The organism is Micromonospora sp. NPDC023814 (assembly GCF_040639595.1).
Lineage (GTDB): Bacteria > Actinomycetota > Actinomycetes > Mycobacteriales > Micromonosporaceae > Micromonospora.
Map to the genome: position 1 here is coordinate 61,143 of NZ_JBFAAF010000002.1, position 13,425 is coordinate 74,567.

Annotated in this window: 14 protein-coding genes and 3 tRNA genes; 1 reads left to right on the forward strand and 16 read right to left on the reverse strand. The window is 70.2% G+C overall.

Annotated elements, in window-relative coordinates:
* Nucleotides 1-138: 138 nt before the first annotated feature.
* The 11 genes from nusG to AB0G14_RS01430 all read right to left on the reverse strand — a co-directional run bounded on the left by nusG (nucleotide 139) and on the right by AB0G14_RS01430 (nucleotide 7,802).
* On the reverse strand, nucleotides 139-861 hold the full coding sequence (gene nusG, locus AB0G14_RS01380) for a transcription termination/antitermination protein NusG (RefSeq protein ID WP_357460220.1): 723 nt from the start codon (nucleotides 859-861) through the stop codon (nucleotides 139-141).
* Nucleotides 862-899: 38 nt separating this feature from the next.
* Complete coding sequence (secE, locus tag AB0G14_RS01385; RefSeq protein ID WP_357692566.1) at nucleotides 900-1,292, reverse strand: preprotein translocase subunit SecE; 393 nt, start codon at nucleotides 1,290-1,292, stop codon at nucleotides 900-902.
* A gap of 212 nt (nucleotides 1,293-1,504) precedes the next feature.
* Nucleotides 1,505-1,577, reverse strand: a tRNA-Trp gene (locus AB0G14_RS01390).
* A gap of 126 nt (nucleotides 1,578-1,703) precedes the next feature.
* Nucleotides 1,704-2,096 (reverse strand): MaoC family dehydratase, encoded by a 393-nt coding sequence (locus AB0G14_RS01395; protein WP_350681617.1) that lies wholly within the window; start codon nucleotides 2,094-2,096, stop codon nucleotides 1,704-1,706.
* Between the two features lies 1 nt (nucleotide 2,097).
* Nucleotides 2,098-2,544: a MaoC family dehydratase N-terminal domain-containing protein gene (locus AB0G14_RS01400; RefSeq protein WP_357692569.1), complete on the reverse strand. Its 447-nt coding sequence runs from the start codon at nucleotides 2,542-2,544 to the stop codon at nucleotides 2,098-2,100.
* Nucleotides 2,545-2,669: 125 nt separating this feature from the next.
* Nucleotides 2,670-2,837, reverse strand: coding sequence for a 50S ribosomal protein L33 (rpmG, locus tag AB0G14_RS01405; RefSeq protein WP_013288652.1), 168 nt, complete (start codon nucleotides 2,835-2,837; stop codon nucleotides 2,670-2,672).
* Nucleotides 2,838-2,969: 132 nt separating this feature from the next.
* Nucleotides 2,970-3,042, reverse strand: a tRNA-Met gene (locus tag AB0G14_RS01410).
* A 25-nt stretch (nucleotides 3,043-3,067) separates the two neighbouring features.
* A tRNA-Thr gene (locus AB0G14_RS01415) sits at nucleotides 3,068-3,140 on the reverse strand.
* Between the two features lie 96 nt (nucleotides 3,141-3,236).
* A complete protein-coding gene (locus AB0G14_RS01420; RefSeq protein ID WP_357692571.1) occupies nucleotides 3,237-5,765 on the reverse strand; it encodes a bifunctional diguanylate cyclase/phosphodiesterase in 2,529 nt (842 codons plus the stop codon).
* 51 nt (nucleotides 5,766-5,816) lie between these two features.
* Nucleotides 5,817-5,957, reverse strand: coding sequence for a hypothetical protein (locus tag AB0G14_RS01425; RefSeq protein WP_350711563.1), 141 nt, complete (start codon nucleotides 5,955-5,957; stop codon nucleotides 5,817-5,819).
* A gap of 624 nt (nucleotides 5,958-6,581) precedes the next feature.
* On the reverse strand, nucleotides 6,582-7,802 hold the full coding sequence (locus tag AB0G14_RS01430) for a low temperature requirement protein A (RefSeq protein WP_357692573.1): 1,221 nt from the start codon (nucleotides 7,800-7,802) through the stop codon (nucleotides 6,582-6,584).
* Nucleotides 7,803-8,063: 261 nt separating this feature from the next.
* Between AB0G14_RS01430 and AB0G14_RS01435 the strand changes: the two genes are divergently transcribed.
* Nucleotides 8,064-8,372 (forward strand): hypothetical protein, encoded by a 309-nt coding sequence (locus AB0G14_RS01435; RefSeq protein WP_357692575.1) that lies wholly within the window; start codon nucleotides 8,064-8,066, stop codon nucleotides 8,370-8,372.
* A 903-nt stretch (nucleotides 8,373-9,275) separates the two neighbouring features.
* On the opposite strand, the gene AB0G14_RS01440 is transcribed toward AB0G14_RS01435, so the two are convergent.
* From AB0G14_RS01440 to AB0G14_RS01460, 5 genes are read right to left on the reverse strand one after another with little or no spacing between them, the layout of a single operon-like run.
* Nucleotides 9,276-10,712, reverse strand: coding sequence for a tyrosine-type recombinase/integrase (locus AB0G14_RS01440; RefSeq protein WP_357692577.1), 1,437 nt, complete (start codon nucleotides 10,710-10,712; stop codon nucleotides 9,276-9,278).
* On the reverse strand, nucleotides 10,709-10,894 hold the full coding sequence (locus AB0G14_RS01445) for a helix-turn-helix domain-containing protein (protein ID WP_030329852.1): 186 nt from the start codon (nucleotides 10,892-10,894) through the stop codon (nucleotides 10,709-10,711). Before AB0G14_RS01445 ends, AB0G14_RS01440 begins: the two co-directional genes overlap by 4 nt.
* Complete coding sequence (locus AB0G14_RS01450) at nucleotides 10,891-12,666, reverse strand: replication initiator (protein WP_357692579.1); 1,776 nt, start codon at nucleotides 12,664-12,666, stop codon at nucleotides 10,891-10,893. The genes AB0G14_RS01445 and AB0G14_RS01450 overlap by 4 nt, the downstream gene beginning before the upstream one ends.
* On the reverse strand, nucleotides 12,663-13,238 hold the full coding sequence (locus tag AB0G14_RS01455) for a DUF2637 domain-containing protein (protein WP_357460196.1): 576 nt from the start codon (nucleotides 13,236-13,238) through the stop codon (nucleotides 12,663-12,665). Before AB0G14_RS01455 ends, AB0G14_RS01450 begins: the two co-directional genes overlap by 4 nt.
* Nucleotides 13,235-13,423: a hypothetical protein gene (locus tag AB0G14_RS01460; RefSeq protein WP_357692581.1), complete on the reverse strand. Its 189-nt coding sequence runs from the start codon at nucleotides 13,421-13,423 to the stop codon at nucleotides 13,235-13,237. The genes AB0G14_RS01455 and AB0G14_RS01460 overlap by 4 nt, the downstream gene beginning before the upstream one ends.
* Between the last annotated feature and the right edge of the window lie 2 nt (nucleotides 13,424-13,425).

Here is a 13,425-nt window from a genome sequence, read left to right on the forward strand (position 1 = left end):
CGCACGGTCAGCGCGATGCGACAGCGGCGACGTTCTAGGGTAGCGCAGCGTCCCGCCGCCCCTCCCGCCGAGGTCGCACGGACGGGTGGGACGAGTACGCCGGCGGCGGGCCGCTGCCCACCGCCGGCGACCGGGACCTCAGATCTTGGCGACCTGGTTGAAGTTGAGCTCCACCGGCGTCTCGCGGCCGAAGATCGACACGAGCACCTTGAGCTTCTGCTGGTCGGCGTTGATCTCGCTGATCGTCGCCGGCAGCGAGGCGAAGGCACCGTCGGTGACCGTGACCGAGTCGCCGACCTCGAAGTCGAGGACCTTGATCTCGGGCTTGGCCTTCTTCTGCTCGGTCTCGACGGCCGGCGCCAGCCACTTCAGCACCTCGTCGAGGGAGAGCGGAGCCGGGCGGTCGGCCCGGTCCGTCGCGCCCACGAAGCCGGTCACGCCCGGCGTGTTGCGCACGCAGGAGTAGGACTCCGCGGTCAGCTCCATCCGGACCAGGATGTAGCCCGGGAAGACCTTGGCCTGCACCTGCGACCGCTTCCCGTTCTTGACCTCGACCTCTTCCCGGGTCGGCACCTCGACCTGGTAGATGTAGTCCTCCATGTCGAGGCTCGTGATCCGGGTCTCGAGGTTGGTCTTGACCTTGTTCTCGTAGCCGGCGTACGAGTGCACCACGTACCAGTCGCCCGGCGCGTAGCGCAGCTTCTGCCGCAGCTCGGCGACCGGGTCGTAGTCCTCGTCCGGGGCGGGCTCGGTGGTGGGGAACTCCGGCTCGCTGGCGGCCTCGACCGACTCGTCACCAGCCGCCGTCGCCACCGTGGACTGCTCGTCCGTGGTCTCGGCGGTCTCGTCGTACTCAGGCACGCTCGCTCACTTCCGTCACTATCGGCTCAGTCGGCCGGTCAGCTGGGGTTGCCGAAGACCCACAGCACGCCCTTCGCGAAGGCGTAGTCCAGGCCGGCCACGATCGTCAGCATCACCGTGACGAAGGCGACCACCACGGCCGTGTAGGTCAGCAGCTCCTTGCGGGTCGGCCAGATGACCTTACGCAGCTCGGCCACGACCTCGCGGATGAATCGGGCGATGCGGCCGAACAGACCCACGCGATCGGTGTCCGTCTTGGTCTTGGGCCGGCTGTCGGCCGACTCGGCCTTCGCCCGCGACCGCGTCGCGGTGCCGCCCCGGGAGACCGGCTCCTCGGCGTCGGTGGCGTCGTCGTCGGCCACGTCGTCGACGACCTCGTCGTGCAGACGGTCGTCGCCGGCGTCCTCGCCGCGCCGCTTCTTGTCGGCCACTTCGCCCTCCGTCGCGGGATGTCGGGTCGCACGCGGTGGGCGTGCGCAGCGCTTGGTCACGCCGGCCGGACCAACCGTCCCGCGACGGGCCGCGGCCGGTGGACCGGCCGGACGGACCCGAATGCCTCGGAACCACCCCGCCGATACCACCACCACGGGCCGGACGCCGCCCTACGGCGGCGCGACCCACGGGAACGGTCAGGCCTGAGGCGCAGGGGTGACAGGACTTGAACCTGCAGCCTGCGGTTTTGGAGACCGCTGCTCTGCCAATTGAGCTACACCCCTGTGCGGCAACGCTCACCCCGCCCGGTCGCAGGACCGCGCAGGGGTCACTTGCCCCACGGCGGACCAGTGTACGGGTAGTCGCACGACTTTCCCAACCGGTCTGCCCATCGCGCGTCGCGGGCCTGGTCAGCGGGCCGTCCGGACGGTCGCCCGGGCCTGCGAGAGCACCTTCTCCCCCCGGCAGGTCGCGGTCACGTCGAGCCTGGTCAGGCCCTCCTCGGTGACCTCCCGGACGACCGCCGTGACCTCGATCTCGGTGCCCTCGTCGTCGTCCGGGACGACCACCGGCCGGGTGAAGCGGACGTTGTAGTCGACCACCGCGTCCGGCCTGCCGGCCCACTCCGTCAGCGCGCGGCCGACCAGCGCCATGGTGAACATGCCGTGGGCGATCACGCCGGGCAGACCCACCTTGGTGGCGAACCGGTCGCTCCAGTGGATCGGGTTGAAGTCCCCCGAGGCGCCGGCGTAGCGGACCAGGTCCGCGCGCGTCACCCGGAACGTCTTGGCTGGCAGCTCCATCTCAGCCCTCCCCGCGTACGACGAGCTTCGACCAGACGGTCACCACCGGCTCCCCGGCCGACGTGCCGACCTCGGTGCGGGTGGTCAGGAAGTCGTGCCCGCCGCGGCTGCTGACGTCCTCGACGACGCAGACGCAGACCAGTTCGTCTCCCGCCACCACCGGACGGGTGTAGGCGAAGCGCTGGTCGCCGTGGACGACCCGGCTGTAGTCCACGCCGAGGGCCGGGTCGTCGATGATCTGCTGGCTGGCGGCCATGCTGACCACCACGGGGAAGGTCGGCGGGGCGACCACGTCCGGGTGGCCGAGCGCGCGGGCGGCCTCCGGGTCGTGGTGGGCCGGGTCGGCGGCGCCGATCGCCGTCGCGAACTCACGGATCTTTTCTCGGCCCACCTGGTAGGGGGCGGTCGGCGGGTACGTCCGGCCGACGAAGGACGGGTCCAGGGACATGCCGCGAACCTACACGCAAAACAAGATCGCCGATCCGTACGGGGCGGCGGCGGCCGGAGCCGCGCCGTCCTGACGGACCGGCGATCGGGAAGTGCGGGGACCGGGCCGGCGGAGCCGGCCGTGGGTCAGCGGGTCTCGCGGTGGACCGTGTGCTTGCCGTCCCGCGGGCAGAACTTCTTCAGCTCGATGCGATCCGGGTCGTTACGACGGTTCTTGCGCGTGATGTAGTTGCGCTCCTTGCACTCCACACACGCCAAAGTGATCTTCGGCCGGACATCGGTCGCCTTCGCCACGGCGGAGTGCCTTCCTCGCTACGGGTAACAACTACGACGCATCAGCCTACGCGCTGACCACGCGGACATGCAAAGTGGGCGCCTATGGCGCCCATCCCACCGGCCACCGGGAACAAGCCCGGTGGACGAGAGTAGCGGTGGCCGGACTTGAACCGGCGACACAGCGATTATGAGCCGCTTGCTCTACCATCTGAGCTACACCGCCGTGGCGGGTCCAGCCGGACCCTCTGAGCCCCCTTACGGAATCGAACCGTAGACCTTCTCCTTACCATGGAGACGCTCTGCCGACTGAGCTAAGGGGGCCTGCGCGATCTCCCCGGGGGGTGACGCGCAGGGGATACATTACACGGCCGTGCGGCGGAGATGAAATCGGATCCCCCAGAGCCGCATTTCCACAGCTCACGGCACGACGCGCAGCCGGGGCAGCTCCCCGGCGGAGATCGTCTCCGGATCCACCTGGGCGCCGAACCAGGCCTCCAGCCGCTCGTACGGCAGTGGCCGGCTGAACAGGAAGCCCTGGCCGATCTCGCAGCCGATGTCCTGGAGCAGCTCCAGGGTCAGCTCGCTCTCCACACCCTCGGCGACCACGGCCAGGCCGAACTGCTGGGAGAGGGTGACCACGGCGTTCACGATCGCCAGGTCGCCCGGATCCGTCGCCATGCCCTGCACGAAGGAGCGGTCGACCTTCACCTCGTGCACGGGCAGCCGGCGCAGGTGCGCCAGGGACGAATCCCCCGTGCCGAAGTCGTCCACCGACAGCCGTACGCCGAGGTCCCGCAGCCGCCGCAGCGTCGGGATGGGCCGATCGGTGCCGTCCAGCACCCCGGCCTCCTTGATCTCCAGCGTGAGCCGTTGCGGCGGTACGCCGTACTCGTCGAGCAACTCCTGCACGCGGGCCGGGAAGTGCTGGTCGGTGAGCGTACGGGCGGAGAGGTTGACCGCGACGGAGAGCGGCTGGCCGGCGTGCGACCAGTCCCGGCTGCGCCGCAGCCCCTCGCGGAGCACGAACTCGGTGAACCGGCCGAGCTGGCCGGTGTGCTCGGCCACCGCGACGAAGTCCTCCGGGGCGACCGACCCGTGGGCCGGGTGCTCCCACCGGGCCAGGCACTCCACGCCGACCAGCCGGCGGTCCCGCAGCGTCACCTTCGGCTGGAAGTAGACCTTCAGCTCGCCGTCGTCCAGCGCCCGCCGCAGGTCACCGGCGAGGCCCAGCCGCCGCAGCGACCGGGACTCCAGCGCCGGGCTGAACAGCTGCACGCTGCCCGGCACGGACTTGGCCGCCGTCGCCGCCAGGTCCACCCGTTGCAGCAGGGAGGCGGCGTCGCTGCCGTGATCCGGGTGCACGGCGACGCCGACCGCCGTGTCCACGTCCAGGGTGAGCGCGTCGAAGACCATCTCGTCGCGGATCTGCTCGCGCAACTGCGCGGCCAGCTCCACCGCCGCCTCGGCGCTCTCCAGCCGCAGCGTGACCAGGAACTCGTCCCCGCCGGCTCGGCCGACCAGGGCCGACGACGGGGCGCAGGCGCGCAGCCGGTCGGCGACCTCGGCGAGGACCTTGTCGCCGGCCGCGTGCCCCAGGGACTCGTTGACCTGCCGCAGCCGGTCGACGTCGAACAGCAGCAGCGCCACCACCTCGCCGGGCGCCCGGATCTTGACCGCCTCGTCCAGCGCGCCGGTGATCCGCCGCCGGTTGGGCAGCTTGGTCAACGCGTCGTGGTAGGCGTCGTGCCGCAGCCGGTCGACCAGCCGGGAATTCTCCAACGCCACCGCAGCGTGCGCCGCCACCGTCTCGAACAGAGGCACGTCGGTGCGGACGAAATGATTGCTGTCACCGAGGCGGTTGGCGACCTCCAGCGTCCCGATGACCGCCTGGCCGGACCGCAACGGGATGACGATCACGTCCTTGACGCGCTCCGCCGACAGCGCCGCGCGCAGGTCGCCGTCGGTCATCAGACCCCGCCCGACGGCCACCGTACGGCCCTCGTCACGGGCGCGTTCGCGCAGCGCGGCCGGCGTCTTGGCGAAGTCGAGCAGGCCCGGGTCGTCGTTGCGCGCGGTGAGCAGCACCTCCGGGTGCCGGCCCTGGGCGGGCAACCAGAGGGTGGCGTACTCGGCCTGCATCAGGGCCCGTACCCGCCCGAGGAGGGCGTCGGGCAGGGTGCCGTACTGGCCGCTCTCGCTCACCGCGCGGCTCAGTTCGTACATGTCGGCGAGCGTGCGGTGCTGCCGGAAGAACTGGGCGTACGCCCGGTAGACGAGCGCCAGCGCGGCGACCAGGACCGCCAGCAGCAGCAACGACCACCAGGTGGCCGCGATGAGGATCAGGACGATCATCCCGCAGGCGATGTTGATCGCCGCGGCCAGCAGTCCCGGCGGGGACTTCCGGAAGACCTCGCGCCCGGCCTGCCAACCCTGGAGCAGCGTGTGCACCCCGGCGATCGCGGTGAGGCTCACCAGGTTCACCATGCTCGCCGCGACGAACAGGGTCAGCCAGGTGGCCGGACCCACGCCCTGCACCGGTGGGAACGCCTGGAGCACCAGGACGGCCAGCGACGAGCCGGCGGCGGCCCGGGCCACGTTGAACCAGAACTTCGCGGCGGCGGAGGGGTGCCGCAGGTGGGTGATGATCGCCGAGAGTGTGTAGATGGCGACGACCGTGAGCGGCCGGACGAGGAAGAACGCCAGGACGAGCGGGATCTCGTTGAGCGTCATCCCGATGGACTGCCGCCGGACCGTGAAGTTCAGCACCGGCATGCCGGCAGCCACCATGGCCACCAGCAGCAGCACTGCCAGTGGCCATTCGCCGAACGGTTCCGGGGCGACCAGGCCGACGACCGTGGCGCAGACGACCGCGAGCATCGCCAACGGCCCGGTGATCAGCCAGGCGTACTCCGTCGATCGGGGACCGGTGCGGCCTCGACCCGCCATGCCGCTCCCCTCACCGGCCGCGCCGGCTCACATCATCGACGTGGTGGTTCGTCAGAGCTTGGGCATGTTCCAGACAAAATCCAACAACTGGGCGTCGCCGACGTTCGAGGCGTCACCGACGAAGACGCCACCAGCCACAGCGGCGAGTACGAAAAACGAGCCAAGCAGCCGGCCCAGCCTTCGACCAGACATGTTTGCTCCTGTCGGGGAAGTGTCACGGGGATGGTGGAGGTTCCACGATCGTGCCACAAGGCAGGTACCCAGAAAAGCCGTGCGCCTGCCGCCGGCCCGAGCGTCGGTGACGTTCCGCCGTTCGGACCACCACCCTCGTCGCAGCAGGCCAGATCACGAGCCTGCGAGGGCCACCACCCACTTCGCACAGTGCCGAATACGACCTTCGGCGCATTCCGCTCGGTGGCCGGGCCGGCAGCGGCCGGTCGACCGTACGGCAACCCCCCATCAGTCGCCCGGGAGGCCGCACCACCCATCCGGACACGTGCCCGGGCATCGACCACCATACCCGGTCTGCGCCATCGCACCAGTGTCGGGACACCATGCGCCCGATCGGTGGAGGGCAATGCGGCCGGAGCGGCGGATCCGGACAAGCCGGTCACGAACGGAACCGCGGGAGTGAGCGCTTCCCGTCCGGCGCCGCACGGCTTCGCCGGCCGTCCGGATGTGCATCGTCTCCCCGTCGATGCAGTTGGCGTAGACCCGAAGCAGCACGGCGATGCCGTGGCCCAGACGCCGGGCAACCGCCGCCGGCGGGACGCCGGCATCCAGCCAGAGCGAGGCCGCCGCATGATCTAGGTCGACCTAGTGCGCCGGGGAGGGCGCCTCGGGGGGACGGCCGGCGGCGTGGCGGGCGTCGGCGAGGGCGACGGCGAGCAGCACGAGCGCGGCCACGACCGCAGCGGCCAGCGTTGGGGCGAAGTACAGGGGGACGGCGGCGACCGCCAGGGCGACGATGGCGACGACGCGGCGGATGGAGAGTCGGTCGAACACGATGCGTTCCAGACGGACGCGGCCGTAGAGGAACAGTGCCGGGCCACCGAGGATCGCGACGAGCCACACCGCCTCGGGCCGGCCGTCCGGCTGTTGCAGAACGATCTCGAAGCCGACGGCGGCGGCGACGATGCCCGTCACCATGACGACGTGGGCAGTGCCGGTGGCGCGGCCGGCGGCGTACCGGTCCCCCGCCGCGGCGACGGCTTCGGCGAGGATCTGGCCGGAGCGGTAAAAGTAGATCCGCCACAACAGCACGGTCGACAGGAACGCCACCACGAGCCCCGCGGCGGCCGCCGCGGTGACCGGCTGGTTGGTCAGCGTGAGGCCGACGGCCAGGACGGTTTCCCCGAGGGCGATCATCAGGAACTGCTGGTAACGCTCGGGCAGGTGGTGGCGGCTGTCCATGGCCCACGCACTGACCTGCGCTGGCCGGGCCATCCCCGGCACCGGCCAGCGCAGCTGCCCGGCGACGATGTCAATGGTCACGGCGACCCCCCACAGGGTGGCCCGGGCGCCGCCACTGACGGCCGCGCCGGCGAGCCAGATCACCGCCGTGGCCGCGTACCACAGCACTGACCGGAGGTAGAGCTGCCGAAGGGGGTGCCCGCGCAGCGTGGGCATCAGGATGAGCGGCCGGCCGAGTTGCAGGATCACGTACGGCAGCGCGAACGCCCACCCGCGGCCCACGAACGCGTACGGCAGCGAGGTCGACATGACCAGCAGCCCGAAGGCACTGGCCAGCACAATCCACTGGATCTTGCGGCGGCGGGGGTCGAACCAGCTGGTGATGTGCGCGGTCGTGATCCACAACCAGATCAGCGGCAGCGCCAGCACCAGCAGGAAGGCCATCGACCGCCACCGGACGACAGCGTCTTCGCTGACGATGTCCCGCGCGACGCGGCTGACCACCCCGGCCAGGGCGAACACCAACACCAGGTCGACGAACAGCTCCAGGAAGTTGGCCTGCCGCACGTCCTCGCGACGTTGCAACAGGTCCTGACCCTCTCCACCGCCTTCCGGATGTCCCATACCGCTCATACTCACCGCCACCCGCCCGGCTCACCGGGGGTTGGACGTCGTACACCCGGAGGGAAGCCGCACACCGGTGACCGGCAACGACTCCTGGCCCGACCAGGATCTCGTACGAATGGGCGACGCTCCAGGTCCGCAACGCCAACCATGATGTGCCCAAAGCCTCTGACCAGCATGAACGTTGATCAACAGGGGTACGCGAAACAGATGCGACACAGGGGCCGCCCTAAGATCCCATAACCACAGCGGAGGGGTCGGATGGAGACATGGCGTGTTCTGGCGGCTGTCATCACGGGCCCGGCTGTGAGCCTCGTAGGCGTCGCCCTGGCCACCAACTTTCGGGGCGTGACGGAGTGGCACGTGCGGCGGTCGATGTCCACCGCGAGTGCGCTGCGGCGAGTTCCGCCCTGGCGTTGGCTACCAGACGTCCCGCACGAGGAGCGGCTGGCGCGCTTCATCCTGCTGGAACGGGTGATTGGCGTAGCTTTCGCAGTGGTCGGCGTCATGATCTTGATTACCGTCGGCTACAGCGTCTTGACCGGCCAGCCGATGCGTACGGTGAAGTAGGCAACCCGATCTCAACCGCCGGCTGATGCAGGTTGAGGATCTTTTGATCTTGCGTGGGGACCTGCGAGGGTCAATCGCCCCTCGCGTGCAGCGACGCCGAGCCGGACCACGACCGCTTCTCGGTCACGGTTTGACACGCGGATGTCGTTCACAAGCAGAGGGTAGCGACGGCAAGGGTCACGAGATGGACGAAACCGGGTCTGTCGCGACGGGCCGGCATGCTGCACGCCTTCTCGTCTCTGGACACGTAGCCAGCGGGACGCGGCCGGGCGAGCACAAGATCATCCGTTCCCGCCATGTTCCTGCAGGCAGCCGCGGAGCGCCGGATCGAGCTCGACTCCGCTGGACTGCACGAAAACGGCCCCGGAACGCGTCTCCGCAGCTCACGGGGCCGTTCGTGCACCTGGTGGCGGGTAGAGGATTCGAACCTCTGTAGCTTTCGCGACGGATTTACAGGGCGTCAGCGATCTTGGTGGGGCCACATGCGCTGAGCTGCGACTTCTGCCCTGCCGACGGCGACTTGCCGAACGGGTGCCCACCATCTGCCCACGCCCACGCCCACGGCCCTGCCACTACGCCATCGCCGGAGTGTTCAACACGGTGCCAGGCTGGCACGGTGCCAGGTTTGCACTGTTGCCATCTGGCACCGTGCCAGCGCCGCAGATTTTTTTAAAAAGGTCGTCGTCGAACCACGCGCTGAATTCGCTGGCTGCACCAGTGCGCCCAACGCCGCTAGGAGAGCCGACACCCCAACCATGGCCAACTGAAACTTCGTCGGAGCCTCAGAGAAGCCGGTTACCGCAGCCGAGCCCGCAGCACAGGCAGCCACGAAAGATGACAGCCGTCGGCCTCGCCTCTTGGGGTTCGAGCGCATGCACGCACTGTTACACACCGGCGCTAGTGTCATCCGAGGGCGTCGCCGATCTTGTCGTTCATGGTGTCGTCTCCCCCGTCGATGCAGTTCGCGTAGACGCGGAGCAGGACGGCGACGCCGTGGCCCAGGCGCCGAGCGACCTCGGTCGGCGGGACGCCGGCATTTAGCCAGAGCGAAGCCGCCGCATGACGCAGGTCGTAGGGACGGCGCACGAGCGGCGAGGCCACCTGCGATTCGGTCAGCGCCTTCTCGCGGGCGAGCTTCCACCACCGGTCATAGACCGATTCGGAGAGCGGGCCGCCATGCAGGCCGCGGAAGAACCGACCATCCGGGCCGACGCCGTGACTCTCGACGTGCGCGCACAGCAGCTCGACGAGCCGGGGCGGGATCGGGACCGTTCGGGTTTCCTGCCGCGCCCGGTGCTTGAGGCCGCGCCGCTCGTGGGAGCCGCCGTCATCGGTCCAGTGCGACCCTGCTCGTGGGGCAGTCCCGGCGAGCACCAGGCGCCCCCAGCGGTATTCGATCTTCTCGTGGTCACAGGACGCGGACGCCTTGACCGCCGCCAGGTCGTCGAAGTCGGCCCCGCAGTCGAGGCAGCGCCCGGGAAGGTCGCAGTCCTCCCGCCGTAGGTCCGCCGCTTCGGAGGGCCGCATACCCGCGTAGTAGAGGCAGCCGAAGAACGCCGTCACCTTGTCGGCCCGTTTGCCGAGAGATTTCACCGCCTCCAGCAGCGTGGCGACCTGGGCAGGGTTCGCCACCACCCGACGGTCGATGGACTGCGCGACCTCGGGAGCCGTCCACTGCACCCGGTCGACCGGGTTGGAGTCGATCAGCTCCAGCTCGACGGCGTACCCGAGGGTGTTGTAGAAGGTGGCCCGCTTGCGCTGGACGGTCGAGGCCGCCGCCGGCTTGCCGTCGAGGCGTACGCACAGGCTGTCGAGGACCCGGCGGACCATCGCGGGCGAGTCCAGCTCGACGACCGGCAGCGACGCGGTTTCCAGCCAGGCCAGGGCCGCCGCGTGCTCGGCCGGGATCTCGTCGGACCAGCGACGCGGGTTCAGCCCGTAGAGGTACAGCGCCTCACGGAGAAGCGCGTCATCCGGACGGCCCCGCTTCGTCGACCGAGTCAGGGTCACCGTGATCGAGGTCAGCGCCTCGACGATCGACCGCCGGGTCTTGGCCGCCGCCCGGGGCCACTTCATCTCGACGTACGCGCGGCTGTGCGCGTACCACGTAGTGGGGTTCTTGGTTCTGGCCTCCGAGACCGGGCGGCCGGTGGCCGGGTCGAAGGGCTCCCCCGCGTTGGCCGCCTGGACCAGCTCGGCGCGGAACGAGTGCGCCAAAGCCTTGGTACGGAACATCTCCTCGAAGCGGTGGCTGCTCACCGCCCAGCGGACCCGCCACGGCCGAGCCTTCCGGTCAGCGCGCTTGCCGATCTCCCAGATCTGGACCTCGTAGCTCTTCACGCGGCGTCCTGCTCCAGGTCACCGAGCCACCGGCCCAGCGCCGACCGGCGGACCCGCAGTTGCCCGTTCGGGAGCTTGATCACCCGTGGCCCCTTGCCGGTCTGCCGCCAGTAGAACCAGGTCGAGCGCGGTACGCGCAGCTCGGCGAGCACTTCCGGCACGGTCAACAACTCCTCGTTCACTGTCTTTCCTCCCCGTGGTGCTGTGCGCTGTGCTGAGTTGCCGAAAGATCTGAGGACCCCTGCGCGGCCCGGTCCTTCGCGGCGAGGAGTTCGGATCGCCAGCGGGCGCGTTCGCTGATCGACCGCATGAGCCGGTGGGACAGGGGCCCGACGTCGGGGTCGTCGGGTCGGGCGAGTTCCCAGGCGTGCCGGACCCGTTCGGCGGTGGCGCCCTGGTCGTCGACGAGCTGCCCGGTCTCGCTGGCCGCGCCGCTGTCGGTGGTGGCGCCGAGCAGTGCCCGCACCCAGGCCCGCGCGTCGTGTTTGTGGTCGGCGAGGGTCTTGCCGGACCAGTCGCGGGAGATGAGGATGCGCCGGCCGCCGATGCCGAGGGTGTCCCGTTGGTGGACCTTTCCCTTGCAGCGGCCCGGCTTGAGCTTGACGTGTGCCTTCTTCGGCTGGACGCCGTACAGCAGCCAGTTCGCGCAACGGTCGGTGCACGGGGTGAGCTGGAGTTGCTGCCAGAGCCGGTCGAGGTGCTTGCGCTGCCGGTCGGTGGTCGCCTTGTGGCAGTCGCCGGTGTGCTTGGTGATGTACTTCGTGACGTACCGGATGGTCCGCTCAGCATCCTCGGTGCCGGGCATGACGCCGCGGGCGTCGACCTGAGCGCCGAAGCGGACGACGTGCACGGGTTCGGCGTCCGGATCGTCGTCGATGGCGTCGAGGGCTTCCGTCCAGGTGGTCAGCGGCTCGTGGGTGTCGGGGTCGACCCATGCCGCCGCCTGCTCGTCCCAGACCGGGAGCCGGTCGAGGGTGTACCGCTGGACATCGACCGAAGGCCACCACACCTGGTGGTAGGTGGCCGCCGCCACGGTGCGCAGGACGTCGCGGGGGATGGTGCCCCGGATGGCGAAGTGCGCGTGTGGGGCGAGGCGTCGTTGGGGCTCGACACAGCCGGCGTACTGGACGTTCCAGCCCTCGCAGCGGCGAAGGTTCTGCCAGAACCGGTCGAGCAACCGGGGGAAGTGCACGGCGTCCCAGGCAGCACGGCGGTAGTCGTACCGGTCGGGGTTGACCGGGGTGCCATCGGGGCGGACCGGCCCGTACGAGTCGAGGGTGAGAGTCAGCCACATCGACGGCCGGAAGGTCGACCCGTCCGGGGCGGTGTAGGTCTTGCCGACGGTGCGCCGCTCGACCTTGCGCCGGGGCAGGTCGGGGGCATCCTGGCGCCGCCTGGTGGAACGCTTGCGCCGGCGGCCGGGCTCGTCGTCCTGGTTCTCGTCGACGTTGCCATGGGGTGGCCCGACGCGCCCGCGCAGGCCCTCAGCGGCGATGGCCTCTTCCACCTCGCGGATGGCCTCGTCGAGGTCGGCGACCTGGTCGTACTGGCTGGCCCGGCATGCTTCGTCCCGGGCGAACTCGAAGTGTGCCCGAAGCAGGATCAGCGCCTTCTGTTCCTCGGTCGCGGGTTCCGGGCCGGGTAGCGGCTCGTCGTCGCGGTGCCAGCCCTCCCGGATCTGGGCCTGCCGCAGCCGGCGGTTCTTCTTCGCGCACGGCGCGCACTTGTCCTCACGGGTCGCCCCGCAGGGCAGGTCGATGACCTCGGTCAGGCCGGTGTCGAGGTCGGTGCGACGCATGGCCAGCGGACGGACGCAGACGCCGTACTCAGCCGCGATCTCTTTGAGCACGTCGACCGAGCGAGGCAGCGCCATGCGGGCCGCCCGCGACCCCGGCCGAGGAGCAACCGGGGTCGGGGCAGCCTGGGCGAGACCGGGCAGGGTCGGAGCGGTCATCGGATGATCCCGACAACCTGGGGCCGGTTGGGCTGGACGACGCCGAGCGGAGGCAGCACCGCCGACGGGGCCGGGCGGACCGCCGGGGCGGGCACGATCGGCTCAGCCGGTCGCTGCGGTTCAGGCTCGGTGACGACCTGCTCCGGGACTTCGTAGGTCCAGTCGACCGGCGGTTGGTCCGGCTCGGCAGCCGGGACGGTGGCGGGTGCGCTGGACAGGACGACCTTCACCAGGGCGAGGAACGCCAGCGACGGCACCGCCGCCACGATCCAGCCCCACACCGACGGTTCGGCCTCTGCCACCTGGGCGGCGAGGGAGAGCAGCGCGAAGGCGACCAGAAGCACGCCGACCAGACCGACGGGACGGCCAACGCGACGGCGGGCGCGGATCTCCAAGCCGAGGTAGATCGCCATCAGCTCGACCGCCACGGCGTTGGCCCAGCCGATCCAGTCGGGCTGGCCGTGGGCAACGGTCAGGTCGTGGACGTGAGTGAAGGCGGCGGCGCCAGCCATGGTGCCGATGGCGAGGAGGATCAGCACGCGTACGCCGGACTCGGCTCGTGCGCGGATCATCGGCGGCCTCCGGGGTTGCGGACGGTCAGGGTGATGCTGATGCGCTGCCCGTCGAGGTCTCGGCGGCGGTGGACCATGTGCGCTAGGCCGTGCAGGGCGGCGGCGAGCCGGTCCGGGGAGTCATTCAGCTCGATGTGCAGCGGCTTGATGCGGTGGGTGCCGATGAAGAAGCGCTTGAGGGACATCG